Annotated in this window: 13 protein-coding genes and 4 rRNA genes (1 of these 17 only partly in view); 14 read left to right on the top strand and 3 right to left on the bottom strand. The window is 49.7% G+C overall.

What is annotated here, in order from left to right:
• Positions 1 to 6 precede the first annotated feature (6 nt).
• The gene (locus tag EZV72_RS00815; protein ID WP_137165463.1) at positions 7 to 678 is read right to left on the bottom strand and encodes an alpha/beta hydrolase; all 672 of its coding nucleotides are present in this window, start codon (positions 676 to 678) and stop codon (positions 7 to 9) included.
• Positions 679 to 813: 135 nt separating this feature from the next.
• Between EZV72_RS00815 and gmk the strand changes: the two genes are divergently transcribed.
• From gmk to EZV72_RS00835, 4 genes are all read left to right on the top strand, one after another.
• Positions 814 to 1,470 carry a guanylate kinase gene (gene gmk, locus EZV72_RS00820; protein WP_137165464.1) on the top strand — a complete coding sequence of 219 codons (657 nt, stop codon included), beginning with the start codon at positions 814 to 816 and terminating at the stop codon, positions 1,468 to 1,470.
• A 102-nt stretch (positions 1,471 to 1,572) separates the two neighbouring features.
• A complete protein-coding gene (rpoZ, locus tag EZV72_RS00825; RefSeq protein ID WP_137165465.1) occupies positions 1,573 to 1,845 on the top strand; it encodes a DNA-directed RNA polymerase subunit omega in 273 nt (90 codons plus the stop codon).
• 154 nt (positions 1,846 to 1,999) lie between these two features.
• Complete coding sequence (spoT, locus tag EZV72_RS00830) at positions 2,000 to 4,108, top strand: bifunctional GTP diphosphokinase/guanosine-3',5'-bis pyrophosphate 3'-pyrophosphohydrolase (RefSeq protein ID WP_137168614.1); 2,109 nt, start codon at positions 2,000 to 2,002, stop codon at positions 4,106 to 4,108.
• A gap of 26 nt (positions 4,109 to 4,134) precedes the next feature.
• Positions 4,135 to 4,521, top strand: a complete 387-nt coding sequence (locus tag EZV72_RS00835) for a RidA family protein (protein ID WP_137165466.1) — start codon at positions 4,135 to 4,137, stop codon at positions 4,519 to 4,521.
• A 70-nt stretch (positions 4,522 to 4,591) separates the two neighbouring features.
• Here the strand turns inward: EZV72_RS00835 and EZV72_RS18370 are convergent, their stop codons facing one another.
• Entirely contained in the window at positions 4,592 to 4,822 is a 231-nt protein-coding gene (locus EZV72_RS18370; RefSeq protein ID WP_175405019.1) for a hypothetical protein, read from the bottom strand.
• Between the two features lie 348 nt (positions 4,823 to 5,170).
• Between EZV72_RS18370 and recG the strand changes: the two genes are divergently transcribed.
• The 5 genes from recG (at position 5,171) to EZV72_RS00865 (ending at position 10,712) form a co-directional block, all read left to right on the top strand.
• Positions 5,171 to 7,243 (top strand): ATP-dependent DNA helicase RecG, encoded by a 2,073-nt coding sequence (recG, locus tag EZV72_RS00845; RefSeq protein ID WP_137165468.1) that lies wholly within the window; start codon positions 5,171 to 5,173, stop codon positions 7,241 to 7,243.
• A complete protein-coding gene (locus EZV72_RS00850; protein WP_137165469.1) occupies positions 7,230 to 7,994 on the top strand; it encodes a class I SAM-dependent methyltransferase in 765 nt (254 codons plus the stop codon). Before recG ends, EZV72_RS00850 begins: the two co-directional genes overlap by 14 nt.
• 19 nt (positions 7,995 to 8,013) lie before the next feature.
• On the top strand, positions 8,014 to 8,487 hold the full coding sequence (locus EZV72_RS00855; protein ID WP_137165470.1) for a peroxiredoxin: 474 nt from the start codon (positions 8,014 to 8,016) through the stop codon (positions 8,485 to 8,487).
• A gap of 259 nt (positions 8,488 to 8,746) precedes the next feature.
• On the top strand, positions 8,747 to 9,433 hold the full coding sequence (locus EZV72_RS00860; protein WP_137165471.1) for a helix-turn-helix transcriptional regulator: 687 nt from the start codon (positions 8,747 to 8,749) through the stop codon (positions 9,431 to 9,433).
• A 100-nt stretch (positions 9,434 to 9,533) separates the two neighbouring features.
• A complete protein-coding gene (locus EZV72_RS00865) occupies positions 9,534 to 10,712 on the top strand; it encodes a BaiN/RdsA family NAD(P)/FAD-dependent oxidoreductase (protein WP_137165472.1) in 1,179 nt (392 codons plus the stop codon).
• Here EZV72_RS00865 and EZV72_RS00870 read toward each other — a convergent pair whose 3' ends face one another.
• Positions 10,713 to 11,600 carry an ArgP/LysG family DNA-binding transcriptional regulator gene (locus EZV72_RS00870; protein ID WP_137165473.1) on the bottom strand — a complete coding sequence of 296 codons (888 nt, stop codon included), beginning with the start codon at positions 11,598 to 11,600 and terminating at the stop codon, positions 10,713 to 10,715. It lies immediately after the preceding gene.
• A 91-nt stretch (positions 11,601 to 11,691) separates the two neighbouring features.
• On the opposite strand from EZV72_RS00870, the gene EZV72_RS00875 reads away from it, so the two are divergent.
• From EZV72_RS00875 to EZV72_RS00895, 5 genes are all read left to right on the top strand, one after another.
• On the top strand, positions 11,692 to 12,294 hold the full coding sequence (locus tag EZV72_RS00875; protein ID WP_137165474.1) for a LysE/ArgO family amino acid transporter: 603 nt from the start codon (positions 11,692 to 11,694) through the stop codon (positions 12,292 to 12,294).
• 557 nt (positions 12,295 to 12,851) lie between these two features.
• A 16S ribosomal RNA gene (locus EZV72_RS00880) occupies positions 12,852 to 14,386 on the top strand.
• A gap of 300 nt (positions 14,387 to 14,686) precedes the next feature.
• Positions 14,687 to 17,563: ribosomal RNA gene (locus EZV72_RS00885) — 23S ribosomal RNA — on the top strand.
• Positions 17,564 to 17,702: 139 nt separating this feature from the next.
• A 5S ribosomal RNA gene (gene rrf, locus EZV72_RS00890) occupies positions 17,703 to 17,818 on the top strand.
• Positions 17,819 to 18,084: 266 nt separating this feature from the next.
• A 16S ribosomal RNA gene (locus EZV72_RS00895) occupies positions 18,085 to 18,523 on the top strand (it continues 1,097 nt past the right edge of the window).
• Together the 16S, 23S and 5S rRNA genes form the textbook arrangement of a ribosomal RNA operon.

An 18,523-nucleotide genomic window follows, 5' to 3' on the forward strand; every position in this document is an offset into this window, starting at 1 on the left:
TTATTCCTACGCCAGACGCGCCTGTAACCACTGGCTGATAGCCTCAATTTCCTGCATGCACACGCTGTGCTGCATGGTATAAGTTTGCCACTGTGGGGCGTAGCCATTTTTAATCAGTGTATCGCGGGCCATCTGACCCAGCATAACCGGTACCACCGGGTCCTGCTCACCGTGGGCGATAAAAATCGGCACCTGGCGATTGGCTTCACTGGCTTCTGTGGCCAGTAAATCCGGCTCACACATGTAGGTTGAAAGCGCCATGATGCCGCCAATGGCCACATCCAGACGCAAGCCCAGGTGATAGGCAATCACACCACCTTGAGAAAAACCGGCCAGAATAATTTTATCCGGCGCAAAACCGGCTTCTATCTGCATGTCGACTAACTGTTTTATCTGCGCGGCACTTTCCTTTACCCCGGTCACATCTGCCCGGCTGTTAAAATCCAGAGATTTGATGTCATACCAGGCCGGCATCTGCATGCCATTATTAACGGTAACCGCACGGTTAGGTGCATGCGGAAAAATAAATTTCACCGGCAGAGAGTCTGGCAGCTGCAGTTCCGGCACAATGGGCGAAAAACCATGGCCCGAGTCGCCTAGTCCATGCATCCAGATAACACAGGCTTGTGGATTTTCTGCGGTATTTACCTCAACAAAAGGTAAGTGGTTTTGTGACATAACAGTCTCTCTTTGGTAAAGGGGCACGCAGCCATTTAAAAAGTGCCACAATAACAGTCATTACGGCTTAATATGGTTTATGCTACCATTGCAGTTCAAAATGAACACCACCAAAGATTTTACAGCACGGTAACTATGGCCACTCAACTCGGTAATTTATTTATTCTTGCCGCGCCTTCAGGTGCAGGGAAGTCCAGCCTGATCAAAGCGCTGATGGAAAAATTCGATCAGTCAGAAACTTATCCTATGCAGGTCTCTGTGTCGCATACCACCCGTGCACCCCGGCCGGGTGAGGTGGACGGTGTACATTATCACTTTGTGACCCATGAGCAGTTTGAACAGTTGATTGAGCAGGGCGTGTTTTTTGAATATGCAGAGGTGTTTGGTAACTACTATGGCACCTCACGGGTAACCATTGAGCAAACTCTGCATCGCGGTATTGACGTATTTTTGGATATCGACTGGCAGGGCGCCCGTCAGGTGAAAAAACTGCTGCCTGATACCTGTGGTATTTTTATTTTGCCACCGTCAGCAGAAGTGCTTAAAGAGCGGTTGAACAAACGCGGTCAGGACTCAGCCGAGGTGATTGCCTCACGGATGCTCGAGGCGGTGTCTGAGATGTCTCATTATGATGAGTTTGACTATGTGCTGGTCAACGATGATTTTTCAGAAGCGCTGGGCGATCTGGAATCGATCGTCCGGGCGCAGCGTCAGCGCACTGTAAAGCAGCAAATGCGGCATCAGGATCTGATTAGCGATCTGTTGAGCGATCCCGGCGCTGACGAGTGCTAAAAAATGATGTAAAATCGCACAAAGGACTATGACACTAAACGGTTGTGGGGTATACTTCGCGGCCGTTTTTAAAACTCGTAATTTCATTTTTCGGAGATTCCCATGGCTCGCGTAACCGTAGAAGATGCTGTAGATAAAGTTGGTAACCGCTTTGACCTGGTCTTAGTAGCAGCCCGTCGTGCTCGCCAGCTGGCTACCGAAGGCAAAGATGCCATGGTAGACAGAGCAAATGATAAACCAACTGTTACTGCGCTTCGTGAAATCGAAGAAGGCCTGGTAACTCCTGAAACGCTGGAACAAGACGAGATGCGTGATCAGGAACAGCAGGAACGCACAGACTTCTCTTCTGTGGCTAATATTTTGTCTGATCAGTAATCATCAGCGTTAATATAGATCATTGTAAAAACGCCAGTGTCCTGTAACGGGACACTGGCGTTTTGCGTTTTAGGGCGTTTAGTCATTGGCATTGGCTTCAATTGCCCTTATTCTGTCGGTTCATCTTATTTTTACTGGAAGTCTGCAAAAAGCCGTGTATTTATTCGAGGGTTTAAAACAAAAGATCTCTGATTATTTGCCTGTGGATCGGGTGAAGCTGGTTCAGGATGCCTATGTTTTGGCGCATGAGGCGCACGACGGGCAAATGCGATCAAGCGGCGATCCTTACATCACGCACCCTATCGCGGTGGCGGGGATTCTTGCAGATATGCACATGGATCATGAAACGCTGATGGCAGCGTTACTCCATGATGTTATTGAAGATACCCATTATGATCAGGATGACTTAGCGCAGGCTTTTGGTGATACCGTCGCAGAACTGGTCGAAGGTGTGAGCAAGCTGGACAAACTGGCGTTTAGCAGTAAACAGGAAGCTCAAGCCGAAAACTTCCGTAAGATGATGATGGCGATGGTTCAGGATATTCGGGTGATCCTCATCAAGCTGGCTGACCGCACGCATAATATGCGCACGCTGGGCTCACTACGCCCAGACAAACGACGTCGTATCGCGCGGGAAACCCTGGAAATTTATGCGCCGATTGCACATCGTTTAGGTATTCACGATGTGAAGAACGAGCTGGAAGATCTGGGTTTTCAGGCCATGTATCCTATGCGCCACCGGGCCCTCAAGTCAGCGGTAAGACAAGCCCGCGGAAACCGCAAAGAAATTATTGAAAATATTCGCCAGGAGCTGGATACCCGGATTGCCGGATTCAATATTGCAGCTACAGTTATCGGGCGAGAAAAACATCTGTATTCTATTTATCGCAAAATGCGCAACAAAGAACTGATGTTTAACGAAGTTATGGATGTATATGCTTTTCGTGTAGTGGTTGATTCGGTCGATAACTGCTATCGCTCACTGGGTGCAACCCATAGCCTGTACAAACCTATTGAAACCCGCTTTAAAGATTATATTGCGATTCCGCGCACCAATGGTTATCAGTCACTGCATACCTCTTTGATTGGTCCCCATGGTATTCCGGTGGAAGTACAAATCCGCACCCATGCGATGGATCAGATGGCTGATAAAGGCGTGGCTGCGCACTGGATGTATAAAGAGCCGGGTGACAGTGATACCACCGCTCAGTTGCGGGCCCGCAAATGGATGCAAACCTTGCTGGAGTTACAGCAAAGTGCCAGCTCGTCGTTTGAATTTATTGAGTCGGTAAAAACCGATCTCTTCCCGGATGAAATTTATGTGTTTACCCCTGATGGCAGAATCATCGAATTGCCAATGGGTGCCACCGCGGTAGATTTTGCCTATGCGGTGCATTCGGATATCGGTAACACCTGCGTGGGCGTGCGGGTGGAACGGCGTAACTATTCGTTGAGTAAACCATTAGAAAATGGCCAGACGGTGGAAATTATCACCTCACCCAAAGCCAAGCCCAATGCTAACTGGCTTAACTTTGTAGTCAGTGCCCGCGCCCGTACCCGCATTCGCCAGTATCTGCGCCGCCAGCATTCCCAGGAAGCGGTAAATATGGGTAACCGGTTGTTACGTCACGCACTGGGCAGTGTGAAACTGGATGATATCAGTGCGCAGGATATTGATCGTGTGGTGGCTGAAACTAAACACCAGACCTTTGATGACTTACTGGTAGATATTGGCCTGGGTAACGAGCTTAGCGCCATTGTTGCCCGCCGCTTACTGGGTGAAAGTGGCGAGCTACCAGAGAAAAAAGGTAATGTGGCCATACGCGGTACCGAAGGTCTGCTGGTGCATTACGCGCGATGCTGTCATCCGATACCGGATGACGAAATTGTGGCGGTATTGTCACCGGGACGGGGTATGACAATCCATCAGACCGGTTGCAACAACATTCGTAAGCTGACCCGCGAAGAGCCGCAACGTGTGCTGCCCATGCAGTGGGATGACCGCCCGCAGGGTGAGTTTAAAGCGTCACTGCGTATAGAGCTTTACAATCATCAGGGCACACTGGCTACCCTGACCAACACGATTTCTGGCTGTGACTCGAATATTGTGGGTCTGCAGACAGAAGAAAAAGAAAGTAATATCTATTTCATTGATATTGAGCTGACCACGCATAACCGTATTCATCTGGCCCGTATCATGAAAAAGATCAGGACAATGCCTGAAGTACAGAAAGTTTCAAGACACAGTCAGTCAAGGCATTAATTCATCATCAATTACAGGACTCATTCATGTCTAAATCGATTATTCAGACCGATAAGGCACCACAAGCCATTGGCACCTACAGCCAGGCAGTAAAAGCAGGCACAACCGTTTATCTTTCTGGCCAGATTCCGCTGGTAGCAGAGACCATGGAAATGGTGTCTGACGACTTTGAAGCTCAGGCCCGGCAGGTATTTGAGAATGTGAAAGCAGTCTGTGAAGCTGCTGGCGGCAATATGAACGACCTGGTAAAAGTAAATATCTACCTGCTGGATCTAGCCCACTTTGCCAAAGTGAATGAAATCATGAGCAGCTATTTCAATCAGCCTTATCCGGCGCGTGCCGCTATCGGTGTTAAAGAGTTACCCAAAGGTGCTCAGATTGAAATTGACGGCGTCATGGAACTGCCAGAGTAAAAGGCATATCTGCCTGACCCCTCAACGGTTTGAACGGATCAGGCAAATGCTGCATGCCAGGCAAACGGACTTAACCGTTTGTCTGGAAAATGTGCATAAAGCACATAATGTGGCCGCTATCATGCGTACCTGTGATGCCGTTGGTGTGCACCGTCTGCACTGTGTATAGGAGCAGGAACAGCGCATTCGTCGCGATACCTCGGTTGGCGCCCAGCAGTGGGTGGAAACTCGCCATCATAAATCCATTGAAGATACCGTTACTACGCTTCGGCAAACCGGAATGCAAATTCTGGTCACCCATTTTTCCTCTCACGCCTGCGATCTTCGTCAGCTTGATTATGGCCGGTCAGTAAGATCATCCATAGTTAGATGAGGCCACCTGTCAGCGCATTTTGTTTGAGCTGGGCTAGCTACGTTTAAAAAACATCTGTATTAAAAAAGAAACTGGTCTATCCGGCAGTCGATGATACCGGCGCTATTGTGGCGAATAAGGATGGGGGGAGTCAGATTCGGGCGCACTAGCAGGATTTGTTGAAAAACAGGTCAAAAGATCAGGCTTTGAGCGGATTTTTATGAGGTTTCTCGCCATCAGTGCCGGTTTATCTTACACTCGCTAACTACAGTAACAGACAGGGCTTTTTGTCATATTATGGAGTCTTTGGCTCATACACCGGTTACGGCGCTTAAAGGCGTTGGGGCCAAGGTGGCTGAGAAACTTGCCAAGATTGGCTTAAATACCATTCAGGATATTTTATTTCACCTGCCTTCACGCTATGAAGATCGCACCCGTATTTATGCGATTGATGCCTGCCGGCCGTTTTCCCATGTCAGTATTCAGGGTGAGGTCAAATCAGCAGATATCCAGTATGGTAAAAAACGTATGCTGGTTGTTAAGGTCAGCGATGGTACCGGTACTATTACCCTGCGCTTTTTTCACTTTGGCGCGGTGCAGCGCACCATGCTCACCCCGGGCAACCAGGTTCAGTGTTTTGGAGAAATCAGAACCGGCAAATTCGGCCTGGAAATGATGCATCCCGAATTTAAGCTTATCGATGAAGACACTGAAGAGACAGAGCCAACTCTGACCCCGGTTTATCCCACCACCGAGGGCGTTAAGCAGTTAACCCTGCGGAACATGACCGAACAGGCGCTGGTCATGCTGGACAAAGGGGCGCTGGCCGATCTATTACCCGATGGCATGTACAGCCAGCAGGTTTCGCTCAAGGACGCGCTGCATCTGGTACACCGGCCACCGCCCGATGCCGGTCTGACCTTACTTGAGGAAGGGCGACATCCGTCACAGCAGCGGCTGATTCTTGAAGAGCTTCTGGCCCATCATTTAAGTGTGTTAAAAGTACGTCAGCTCACCGACGAGCAACCGGGCATCGCAATCACAGTCAACCATGAGCTGACCGGGCAACTGCTGGAGCAGCTTCCCTTTGAGCCTACTGGTGCACAGCAGCGCGTTGTGGCCGACATTCAAAAAGACATGCAGCGCAGCCGCCCAATGATGCGACTGGTTCAGGGTGATGTTGGCTCAGGAAAAACCCTGGTGGCTGCCCTGGCCGCCTTATCCGCGATAGGTGCTGGCCATCAGGTGGCCTTGATGGCTCCCACAGAATTGCTGGCTGAACAGCATGCCAATAATTTTCGCGACTGGCTTTCGCCGCTGGGCATTGAAGTGGGCTGGCTGGCCGGTAAGCTTAAGGGTAAAGCCCGCCAACAGGTTCTCGAAGAGTTGGTCAGCGGCAATATACAGATGCTGGTCGGCACGCATGCGATTTTCCAGGAAAATGTGCATTATCAGCAACTGGCACTGGTCATTGTGGATGAACAGCACCGTTTTGGTGTGCATCAACGTCTGGCCCTGCGCGAAAAAGGCGAGGTGCAGGGACGTTTTCCCCATCAGTTGATCATGACCGCCACCCCCATTCCACGAACCCTGGCGATGACAGCCTATGCTGACCTGGACACCTCAGTCATTGATGAACTGCCTCCGGGACGTTCGCCGGTGACAACAGTGGTGATTCCCGATACCCGCCGCGATGATGTCATAGCCAGAGTGTATGATGCCTGTAAAACTCATGGCCGGCAGGCATACTGGGTCTGTACCCTGATTGATGAGTCAGAGGTGTTGCAGTGTCAGGCCGCAGAAGATGCGGCTGTGACCCTGCGCACGGCATTACCTGAACTGAAAGTCGGGCTGGTCCATGGCCGTTTGAAAGCGGCTGAAAAAGCCGATGTGATGCAACAGTTTAAGCAGGGTGAACTGGATTTGCTGGTTGCCACCACAGTGATTGAAGTGGGCGTGGATGTGCCTAATGCCAGTATTATGATTATAGAAAACCCGGAACGACTGGGCCTGGCCCAGCTACACCAGCTACGGGGCCGCGTGGGCCGGGGCGCGGTGGAAAGCCAGTGTGTACTGCTTTACCAAAGCCCGCTGTCAAAGACCGCCACGCAGCGACTGGGAGTATTACGCGAGTCCAGCGATGGTTTTTATATTGCCCAGCGGGACCTGGAAATTCGGGGGCCCGGTGAATTGATGGGTACGCGACAGACTGGCGTAGCAGAACTTCGCATTGCAGATTTAATTCGCGATGCCCAACTAATTCCACAGGTTCAGGATATTGCTGAGCGGTTATGGCAGGAGTATCCCAGCCATGCTCAGGCAATCATAAACCGCTGGATTGGCTATAAGGAACAATATGGACACGCCTGATATTGTACCGGTATTTATTGCCGGTGCGGCCAGTGACGATGATTGTGCTCAGGCACACCGCATTGCCCAAAAGTGGTCGTTTAATGTGGTCACGGACCAGCCAGAAGCACTGGCGCTGCAGGTAACCGACGGTCGGCTCAACCTGAAAGATTTTCGGGAACCCAGACAGCAGGGCGTGTTTGTGGACTTTATGGACGGCGCTATTCAGTATCGACGCCAGCATGGCGGCGGGCGTAAAGAGCCGATAGCCAAAGCCATTGGAATCAAGGGGGAGCATATCCCTTCGGTAGTGGATGCCACCCCGGGTCTGGGACGCGATGCGTTTGTTCTGGCAGCATTAGGGTGTGTTGTCACCATGGTGGAGCGTTCAGTTGTGGTGGCAGCGTTACTGGATGATGGCCTGACCCGTCTGGCTGCACAGGAGCCAGAACTGGCGACGCGTTTTACCCTCATCCACGGTAACAGTATTGAGGTATTGGCAGACTGGCCGGCCACCAGACCGGATGCGATTTATTTGGATCCTATGTTTCCACATCGCAAAAAATCTGCTTTAGTAAAGAAGGAAATGAAAGTCTTTCAGAGTTTGCTGGGAGAGGATCCCGATGCAGATGCTTTGTTAGCTCCGGCCAGAAAACTGGCATTAAAGCGAGTGGTGGTGAAGCGCCCCAACAGCGCCCCCACACTGGCTGAACAGCCGGCGAGCATGGCCATAACCAGCAAAAAACATCGTTTTGATGTTTATCTGGCCTGATAATTATAAGGAGAATGTGATGATAAGTGTAGGAAGCCCGTTGCCTGAGGTGTCCTTTGGTATCCTGCAGGATGGTGAAATGACCAATCCGCATACGAATGCCCTTTTCGGAGACAAAAAAGTGGTGTTATTTGCTGTGCCCGGTGCCTTTACACCAACCTGTTCGGCAGCACATTTGCCCGGCTATGTCGTACTGGCCGACAAACTAAAAGAAAAAGGGATTGATGAGATCATGTGTGTCTCGGTTAATGATGCGTTTGTGTTGGATGCCTGGAAAAAATCACAGAATGCTGAAGCGATCACCATGCTGGCGGACGGTAACGGAACCTTTACGAAAACCATCGGTCTGGATATGGATACCGGCGACTTTGGTGGCGTACGATCTGTACGTTATTCGATGTTGGTGGAAGACGGCGTAGTGACCCGGATCAACATCGAGGATCCCGGGCGATTTGTGGTCAGCGATGCCCAGACTATGCTCGACAGCCTGTAAATACAGGCTTTTTTTTTATCTTTCTGATTTAAATTTCTTCTACTTATCATACATTTGTTGCAGTTGAGCGAAATTTAATGTTTTTTGGCTGTATCCAAAAGTTGGGTTTGGTAGTATCTACAACTATAACAACAAGAAAAAGGCGGTGAAGACCACGCATTACTTCACGTATTGTTTAACCGTTGTCCAGTGCGCATTCGAGTCATTCAGGATAGAGTGACGTTCTCTTTATTTCGCTGGGCCAAGGAGGGTTGTACTAATGGCAAAGGGCCAGAAGTTCAATGTATTTCTTGTTTCGCAGTCCTGTTATTCAGATGCCAAACAGGATCCAAATGTAGTTTTATTCAAAAATTTACTGCAAACCTGTGGCTATGACGTCACTGAAGTTGGCAGTGCTCAGGCGCTACCGGTAACATCTAACCAGGATCTGGTTTTTTATGATGCTGCCAGCAGCAATAACAAACTGGCTGATTTTTACGAGCGTGAAGGTAACGCCCGTTGGATTTTGTTTAATCTTCAGCCGGGTGAGCTTGATGAATGCGAAGCGATCATAGCGGGAATAGAGGGCACGTTTTACGCGTCTGATTCTCCGGAGCTACTGCTTAAAGGCGTACGTCGTTTGAGTAAAATGGACGTGTGGTTTAAGCGGGGTTCAATCAACGAAGCATTACGACGCATGCGCCAGTATGCCCGTAAGTCTTCTGCATCATCAACTCGTGGGCGTGCGAAAGTATTGCCTGATGTGCATCCCAAGCTAACCAAGCGCGAGATTACGATCATCGAACTGGTATCTAAGGGCTCGCAGAATCAGGAGATTGCCGATCAGCTTCACATCAGTGTGAACACGGTGAAAACCCACATCTACAGTATTTTCAGAAAAACGCAGTCGCGCAACCGGATTGAGTTATTGTCCTGGTCGCAAAACTATATGAGCGAGCAATTCTGATAGTCAATTGTGATTCGGTGAGGTAATTACCTCACCGGTCATTTCCTGTCCTTCCACAAATGCGTATAATCAGCCCCTCTAATCAGTCAGGGGTATAAGTGTGATTCAGCGTGATGTTATTGTTATCGGTGCAGGTGCAGCCGGATTATTTTGTGCTGCGCAGGCCGGCCAGCGAGGCCGTTCGGTAGAGGTGCTGGATCATGCCAAAAAGGTAGGCCGCAAAATTCTGATGTCTGGCGGCGGCCGGTGTAATTTCACCAATATGTATGCCGCACCGGAAAACTTCCTGTCTGAGAACCCTCATTTTTGCAAATCTGCGTTAAGCCGCTATACCCAATGGGATTTCATTGGTCTGGTCAACGACTACAGAATTCCGTATCACGAGAAAACACTCGGACAGCTATTTTGTGATGACAGCGCATCCGACATTGTCAGTCTGTTAATGAGCGAGTGTAAAAAGGGCGGGGTGACTGTCACAACCCGTTGTGAAATCACCGCTATTGAAAAGCTGGATGACGGGTATATTGTTAACACCAGTCTGGGGCAATACCAGTGTGAGTCTCTGGTCATTGCAACAGGTGGGCTTAGTATGCCCAAACTCGGCGCTACGCCATTTGGATATAAAATTGCTGAGCAGTTTGGTCTGGCTGTGTTGCCGACCCGGGCCGGCCTGGTACCGTTTACGCTGCCCCCCGAACTGAAGACACCCCTGGCAGAAATCTCGGGCGTATCGCAAAAGGTCAGAGCAGGATGTGTTAACACCAGCTTTCTTGAAGATATGCTGATTACTCACCGGGGCTTGTCGGGCCCGGCGATCTTGCAGATTTCGTCTTTCTGGGAGGGGCAGGACGTAGAGCTGGATTTGTCGCCGGAAGAGGATCTGCATGCAGATATCCAGCAGGCCCGGCAAAACCAGCCTAATCAGACACTCAAAAATTACCTGGCCACACGATTTGCCAAAAGACTGGCTGAGACACTTATCGAGGTGCTCAGTTTTGATAACATGCCGCTTAAGCAACTTAACGAGAAACAACTGTCGAATGTGGCTGATACCCTACACGCATGGAAAGTCAGACCATCAGGCACAGAAGGGTATCGTACAGCGGAGGTGACGCTGGGCGGGGTAGATACCAACGCGCTATCCTCCAAAACCATGGAAGCTCGGGATGTAAAAGGCCTGTATTTTATCGGTGAGGTTGTTGATGTTACCGGCTGGCTGGGCGGCTACAATTTCCAGTGGGCCTGGAGTTCAGCCTGGGTGGCTGCGCAGTATGTGTAACTAACGACTTAACTGCACCCGGCTGATAACTTTCACTGCTCTGGTAAATGCGGCCAGGGCATCAGACTCCAGTTCAAACCAGTGCCAGAATAGTGGCACCTTTAAGTGCTTATCCGGGAACAGTGCAACTAGCTGTCCGGCTGCGACTTCATGGCGAACCTGTAAGGTCGGTAAAAGCGAACAGGCTACTCCTGCTGTTGTCATTCGCACAAAGCCATGGGAAGAAGGGTACCAGTGGCAATGGTTAACATAAGGTGTAATACCTAAACATTCGCTTTGATAATCACTGAGCAGGGCCACATCAAACTCATCATAAAGTAAACCGGGCACCTGCAACACGCCTTCCACGCTAATCCCTTCTTGAAAATACCGGTGGATGAACTCCGGAGAGGCATAAAGCTGATAATCCATTGTTCCCAGTCGTACAGATTGCCCGCCCGCCACTGGCGTTCCGGTCTGACTGATACACCCCATGACTTTGCCTTGCTGTAGCACACTGCGGGTTTGCGACTGATCAGCATTATAGATATGCACCGGATTAGGATGAGTCAGAGCAAAACGTGACATCACATCACTAAACCAGGTTGCCAATACATCATTATTTACAGCAACACTGATCGGTGCATACTCTTCTTTTAACCCGGTGCGGGAGTAAAGCTGTTCTTCCAGCACACTGATCTTCTGAAAATGTGCCAGTAGCTGCTCCCCCAGCGGCGTGGCTCTCAGGGGCTTGGTTCTGATGAGCACCGGGCCGGAGACATTATTCTCCAGACGTTTGATTTTTTGTGATACTGCCGACTGGGTAAGATTCAGTGCCTGGGCACCACGTTCAAAACTGCCGAATCGAATAACTTCGCTTAAACAATGAAGAGCACGGTAATCTAGCATTAAATAAATTAATTGAGCCTTAATATGATTAATTTAATTTATTACCAAGTGCTAAGTAAGATCAAGCCATCTTATACATTCAGAGGCAGATATGATCTTAGCAGCAGCAACAGGGTTCTTAATGGGAGGAACCCTGATTATCGCAATCGGAGCGCAAAACAGCTTTTTAATAGAGCAGTCGCTTAAAAAGCAGTGGGTGGGTTTGTTCGTTGCATTGTTTATTGTCAGTGACGCCATCTCTATCAGTCTGGGGGCTATGGGCTTCGGTCTTTTATTGCAGGAATTTCCGCTGCTAATATCAGTTACTAAATGGGCAGGTGTGGTATTCCTGTTATGGTTTGCCTTTAATAAGTTACGCGCATCAATGGCTGATGATGCAAATATTGTGGCAATGGCAAAAGCACCCGTCAGCTTTAAGCGGGCAATGTTCACTGCGATCGCGGTGACCTGGCTAAACCCTCACTTTTATCTGGACACAGTGTTATTGATGGGAAATCTGGCCAGCCAGTGGCAAACCGACAAATGGTGGTTCGTCACCGGCGCTATTTGCGCATCCGTGGTCTGGTTTGTCAGTTTGAGTCGTTTAACCTCTTTATGTGCCCGTTGGATGGAGCGCCCTAAATTCTGGCGTTGGTTCAACCGACTTAATGCTGTGGTGCTTGGTGCCGTAGGTGTACAGTTAGCTTCTTTATAAAATGATGGCCTGCGACAGCAGGCCATCATTTTCTTGTTTTTGGATGCCGGATGTAGGTAAAGCCGGTATAAAAGACATTTTACAGCAGGGATCGGGATCCTGATCCCAACTTTATATAGATGCTGTATGCCAGATCCACCCCGAAAAACGGGCGTTATTACTCAAAAACTGTTCGGATCGAACAGTTAGCAACCATTCAGTCATCAAAATGTCATTTTCTTCAAAATAGTGCTTGATCAATTTCAGAATAAGCGTACTATGCGCATCACTTCGACGGGACAGGCCAACGGGCAACAGCGGCGAAGCGCTTATCAGGTAAGGCTTTCGGGCAAATCAGGTAAGCCGTTTTCACAGTCACTGCGAAATAAATTAATTTCAAAAAGTGATTGACACTGAAAACGAATTGCGTAGAATGCGCATCCCGCTTCGGGGAGAAACGAAGCAGGCGAAGCCTGAGACAGGCAGCGCTAACGTTCTTTAACAATGTATAACAAGACAATCTGTGTGGGCACTCGTTAAGAGTGTCAACCGACGATTCATATATAGTTTTTCGATTTTAATTGAAGAGTTTGATCATGGCTCAGATTGAACGCTGGCGGCAGGCCTAACACATGCAAGTCGAGCGGTAACAGGATGTGCTTGCACATCGCTGACGAGCGGCGGACGGGTGAGTAATGCTTGGGAACTTGCCTTGGCGAGGGGGATAACCACTGGAAACGGTGGCTAATACCGCATAATGTTCTTCGGAACCAAAGGGGGCTTAGGCTCCCGCGCTTAGAGAGGCCCAAGTGAGATTAGCTAGTTGGTAAGGTAAAGGCTTACCAAGGCAACGATCTCTAGCTGTTCTGAGAGGAAGATCAGCCACACTGGGACTGAGACACGGCCCAGACTCCTACGGGAGGCAGCAGTGGGGAATATTGGACAATGGGGGCAACCCTGATCCAGCCATGCCGCGTGTGTGAAGAAGGCCTTCGGGTTGTAAAGCACTTTCAGTGGGGAGGAAGGCCAAGTAGTTAATACCTGCTTGGATTGACGTTACCCACAGAAGAAGCACCGGCTAACTCCGTGCCAGCAGCCGCGGTAATACGGAGGGTGCAAGCGTTAATCGGAATTACTGGGCGTAAAGCGCACGCAGGCGGTTTGTTAAGCTAGATGTGAAAGCCCCGGGCTCAACCTGGGACGGTCATTTAGAACTGGCAGACTAGAGTCTTGGAGAGGGGAGTGGAATTCCAGGTGTAGCGGTGAAATGCGTAGATATCTGGAGGAACATCAGTGGCGAAGGCGACTCCCTGGCCAAAGACTGACGCTCATGTGCGAAAGTGTGGGTAGCGAACAGGATTAGATACCCTGGTAGTCCACACCGTAAACGCTGTCTACTAGCTGTTTGCGACTTTAAGTTGTGAGTAGCGAAGCTAACGCGATAAGTAGACCGCCTGGGGAGTACGGCCGCAAGGTTAAAACTCAAATGAATTGACGGGGGCCCGCACAAGCGGTGGAGCATGTGGTTTAATTCGATGCAACGCGAAGAACCTTACCTACACTTGACATGCAGAGAACTTTCCAGAGATGGATTGGTGCCTTCGGGAACTCTGACACAGGTGCTGCATGGCTGTCGTCAGCTCGTGTCGTGAGATGTTGGGTTAAGTCCCGCAACGAGCGCAACCCTTGTCCTTAGTTGCCAGCATTTAGTTGGGCACTCTAAGGAGACTGCCGGTGACAAACCGGAGGAAGGTGGGGACGACGTCAAGTCATCATGGCCCTTACGTGTAGGGCTACACACGTGCTACAATGGTATTTACAGAGGGAAGCGAGACAGCGATGTGGAGCGGACCCCTTAAAGAATATCGTAGTCCGGATCGGAGTCTGCAACTCGACTCCGTGAAGTCGGAATCGCTAGTAATCGCAGGTCAGAATACTGCGGTGAATACGTTCCCGGGCCTTGTACACACCGCCCGTCACACCATGGGAGTGGGATGCAAAAGAAGTAGTTAGTTTAACCTTCGGGAGAACGATTACCACTTTGTGTTTCATGACTGGGGTGAAGTCGTAACAAGGTAACCGTAGGGGAACCTGCGGTTGGATCACCTCCTTACCAAAAGAATCGACTGACATTCTTAGCGTAGTGTTCACACAGATTGTTTTGTTATGTGTCTTTTTTAAGACGCAGAGCAAATCTTGTTCTTTAACAATTTGGAAAGCTGATATTAGTAATCAATCAAAATTGAGTAACTGAGAATATCGAAAGATGTTCTTTCAAAAGCTACTCTATCTGATTCGAATTACTTGTTATCGATTTGATTGATAACAAGGATATTCACGATTAGCTTGTCATCATATAACAGGTGTTAAGTCACCGACAAAACAGAAGTCAAAAGGCTGTTTTGGGTTGTATGGTTAAGTGACAAAGCGTATACGGTGGATGCCTTGGCAGTTAGAGGCGATGAAGGACGTGTAAGTCTGCGAAAAGCTGTGGTGAGCCGACAAAATGCATTTGAGCCACAGATGTCCGAATGGGGAAACCCACCTGTTTACAGGTATCGTTACATGAATACATAGTGTAACGAGGCAAACGAGGGGAACTGAAACATCTAAGTACCCTTAGGAAAAGAAATCAACCGAGATTCCCCTAGTAGCGGCGAGCGAACGGGGAGCAGCCCTTAAGCATTTTATAAGTTAGTGGAAGCCTCTGGGAAGTGGCGCGATACCGGGTGACAGCCCCGTACACGAAGACGAATTAAATGTGAAATCGAGTAGGTCGGGACACGTGTTATCTTGACTGAAAATGGGGGGACCATCCTCCAAGGCTAAATACTCCTAACTGACCGATAGTGAACCAGTACCGTGAGGGAAAGGCGAAAAGAACCCCTGTGAGGGGAGTGAAATAGAACCTGAAACCGTATACGTACAAGCAGTGGGAGCCACTTCGTGTGGTGACTGCGTACCTTTTGTATAATGGGTCAGCGACTTATATTTGGTAGCAAGGTTAAGTGAATAACGGAGCCGTAGCGAAAGCGAGTGTTAACTGCGCGTTGAGTTGCCAGGTATAGACCCGAAACCCGGTGATCTAGCCATGAGCAGGTTGAAGGTTGAGTAACATCAACTGGAGGACCGAACCCACTGACGTTGAAAAGTCAGGGGATGACTTGTGGCTGGGGGTGAAAGGCCAATCAAACCGGGAGATAGCTGGTTCTCCCCGAAATCTATTTAGGTAGAGCCTCGGACGAATTCCATTGGGGGTAGAGCACTGTTAAGGCTAGGGGGTCATCCCGACTTACCAACCCTTTGCAAACTCCGAATACCAATGAGAACTATCCGGGAGACACACGGCGGGTGCTAACGTCCGTCGTGGAGAGGGAAACAACCCAGACCGCCAGCTAAGGTCCCTAAATATTGCTAAGTGGGAAACGATGTGGGAAGGCATAGACAGCTAGGAGGTTGGCTTAGAAGCAGCCACCCTTTAAAGAAAGCGTAATAGCTCACTAGTCGAGTCGGCCTGCGCGGAAGATGTAACGGGGCTAAGCAATATACCGAAGCTGCGGCAGCAAGTTTACTTGCTGGGTAGGGGAGCGTTGTGTAAGTGGATGAAGGTGAACTGTAAGGTTTGCTGGACATATCACAAGTGCGAATGCTGACATGAGTAACGATAATGCGGGTGAAAAACCCGCACGCCGGAAGACCAAGGTTTCCTGTCCCATGCTAATCAGGGCAGGGTAAGTCGGCCCCTAAGGCGAGGCAGAAATGCGTAGTCGATGGGAAACGGGTTAATATTCCCGTACTTGTATAATCAGTGATGGAGGGACGGAGAAGGCTAAGCAAGCCTGGCGTTGGTAGTCCAGGTGAAAGTGAGTAGGCTGAAGAATCAGGAAAATCCGGTTCTTCAAGGTCGAGACACGAGACGAGCTCCCAAGGGAGTGAAGTTGTTGATGCCCTGCTTCCAGGAAAAGCTTCTAAACTTATGATTATATGAACCGTACCCCAAACCGACACAGGTGGTCAGGTAGAGAATACTAAGGCGCTTGAGAGAACTCGGGTGAAGGAACTCGGCAAAATAGTACCGTAACTTCGGGAGAAGGTACGCCCCTGAAGGTGAATGCTTTACGCAGTAAGCTTTTGGGGGTCGCAGTGACCAGGTGGCTGGGACTGTTTATTAAAAACACAGCACTCTGCAAACTCGAAAGAGGACGTATAGGGTGTGACACCTGCCCGGTGCCGGAAGGTTAATTGATGGGATTAGCGTAAGCGAAGTTCTTGATCGAAGCCCCGGTAAACGGCGGCCGTAACTATAACGGTCCTAAGGTAGCGAAATTCCTTGTCGGGTAAGTTCCGACCTGCACGAATGGTGTAACCATGGCCACGCTGTCTCCACCCGAGACTCAGTGAAATTGAAATCGCAGTGAAGATGCTGTGTACCCGCACCTAGACGGAAAGACCCCGTGAACCTTTACTACAGCTTGGCACTGAACATTGAACCTACTTGTGTAGGATAGGTGGGAGGCTTTGAAGTATGGACGCCAGTTCATACGGAGCCGACCTTGAAATACCACCCTGGTATGTTTGATGTTCTAACTTAGTCCCTTTATCGGGGATGAGGACAGTGTCTGGTGGGTAGTTTGACTGGGGCGGTCTCCTCCCAAATAGTAACGGAGGAGCACGAAGGTTAGCTAATCACGGTCGGACATCGTGAGGTTAGTGCAATGGCATAAGCTAGCTTAACTGCGAGACAGACACGTCGAGCAGGTACGAAAGTAGGTCATAGTGATCCGGTGGTTCTGTATGGAAGGGCCATCGCTCAACGGATAAAAGGTACTCCGGGGATAACAGGCTGATACCGCCCAAGAGTTCATATCGACGGCGGTGTTTGGCACCTCGATGTCGGCTCATCACATCCTGGGGCTGAAGTCGGTCCCAAGGGTATGGCTGTTCGCCATTTAAAGTGGTACGCGAGCTGGGTTTAGAACGTCGTGAGACAGTTCGGTCCCTATCTGGTGTGGGCGTTGGATGATTGATGGGAGCTGCTCCTAGTACGAGAGGACCGGAGTGGACGAACCGCTGGTGTTCGGGTTGTGATGCCAATCGCATTGCCCGGTAGCTACGTTCGGAACGGATAACCGCTGAAAGCATCTAAGCGGGAAGCCGGCCCAGAGATGAGTCATCCCTGACCTTTAAGGTCTGGAAGGGTTGTTGTAGACGACGACGTTGATAGGCAGGGTGTGGAAGCGTTGTAAGGCGTTAAGCTAACCTGTACTAATTGCCCGAAAGGCTTAACCATACAACCCAAAGCGGCCGCAGGCTGTGAAGGTTGTAGTGACAAGCTAAGCATATAGAGTAGTGTTACTCAGTTTTGATTGAATATCAGTTTTTTCCAGATTGTATGTTATCGATGACACATCGGTAACCACCAGTTTTTGTCTGGCGGCCATAGCGATACGGTCCCACCTGATCCCATTCCGAACTCAGAAGTGAAACGTATTAGCGGCGATGGTAGTGTGGGGTTTCCCCATGTGAGAGTAGCACACCGCCAGACTCCTATTTGACAGAGAAGGGCTATCCGAAAGGATGGCCCTTTTTTGCCATTAAGTGAAAGCCCAACATTTTGTAGAAATTAATTTCAAAAAAGTGTTGACGCTGACAACAAAAAGCGTAGAATGCGCATCCCGCTTCGGGGAGAAACGAAGCAGGCGAAGCCTGAGACAGGCAACGCCAATGTTCTTTAACAATGTATAACAAGACAATCTGTGTGGGCACTCGTTAAGAGTGTCAACCGACGATTCATATATAGTTTTTCGATTTTAATTGAAGAGTTTGATCATGGCTCAGATTGAACGCTGGCGGCAGGCCTAACACATGCAAGTCGAGCGGTAACAGGATGTGCTTGCACATCGCTGACGAGCGGCGGACGGGTGAGTAATGCTTGGGAACTTGCCTTGGCGAGGGGGATAACCACTGGAAACGGTGGCTAATACCGCATAATGTTCTTCGGAACCAAAGGGGGCTTTTAGCTCCCGCGCTTAGAGAGGCCCAAGTGAGATTAGCTAGTTGGTAAGGTAAAGGCTTACCAAGGCAACGATCTCTAGCTGTTCTGAGAGGAAGATCAGCCACACTGGGACTGAGACACGGCCCAGACTCCTACGGGAGGCAGCAGTGGGGAATATTGGACAATGGGGGCAACCCTGATCCAGCCATGCCGCGTGTGTGAAGAAGGCCTTCGGGTTGTAAAGCACTTTCAGTG

The organism is Salinimonas lutimaris (assembly GCF_005222225.1).
GTDB classification, from domain to species: Bacteria; Pseudomonadota; Gammaproteobacteria; order Enterobacterales; family Alteromonadaceae; genus Alteromonas; species Alteromonas lutimaris.

What these genes read in the sequence shown, in the direction of transcription:
- EZV72_RS00815 (WP_137165463.1), bottom strand. Translation starts at nt 678, where the DNA reads ATGTCACAAAACCACTTACCTTTTGTTGAGGTAAATACCGCAGAAAAT.
- gmk (WP_137165464.1), top strand. Translation starts at nt 814, where the DNA reads ATGGCCACTCAACTCGGTAATTTATTTATTCTTGCCGCGCCTTCAGGT.
- rpoZ (WP_137165465.1), top strand. Translation starts at nt 1,573, where the DNA reads ATGGCTCGCGTAACCGTAGAAGATGCTGTAGATAAAGTTGGTAACCGC.
- EZV72_RS00835 (WP_137165466.1), top strand. Translation starts at nt 4,135, where the DNA reads ATGTCTAAATCGATTATTCAGACCGATAAGGCACCACAAGCCATTGGC.
- EZV72_RS18370 (WP_175405019.1), bottom strand. Translation starts at nt 4,822, where the DNA reads ATGGGTGACCAGAATTTGCATTCCGGTTTGCCGAAGCGTAGTAACGGT.
- recG (WP_137165468.1), top strand. Translation starts at nt 5,171, where the DNA reads ATGGAGTCTTTGGCTCATACACCGGTTACGGCGCTTAAAGGCGTTGGG.
- EZV72_RS00850 (WP_137165469.1), top strand. Translation starts at nt 7,230, where the DNA reads ATGGACACGCCTGATATTGTACCGGTATTTATTGCCGGTGCGGCCAGT.
- EZV72_RS00855 (WP_137165470.1), top strand. Translation starts at nt 8,014, where the DNA reads ATGATAAGTGTAGGAAGCCCGTTGCCTGAGGTGTCCTTTGGTATCCTG.
- EZV72_RS00860 (WP_137165471.1), top strand. Translation starts at nt 8,747, where the DNA reads ATGGCAAAGGGCCAGAAGTTCAATGTATTTCTTGTTTCGCAGTCCTGT.
- EZV72_RS00870 (WP_137165473.1), bottom strand. Translation starts at nt 11,600, where the DNA reads ATGCTAGATTACCGTGCTCTTCATTGTTTAAGCGAAGTTATTCGATTC.
- EZV72_RS00875 (WP_137165474.1), top strand. Translation starts at nt 11,692, where the DNA reads ATGATCTTAGCAGCAGCAACAGGGTTCTTAATGGGAGGAACCCTGATT.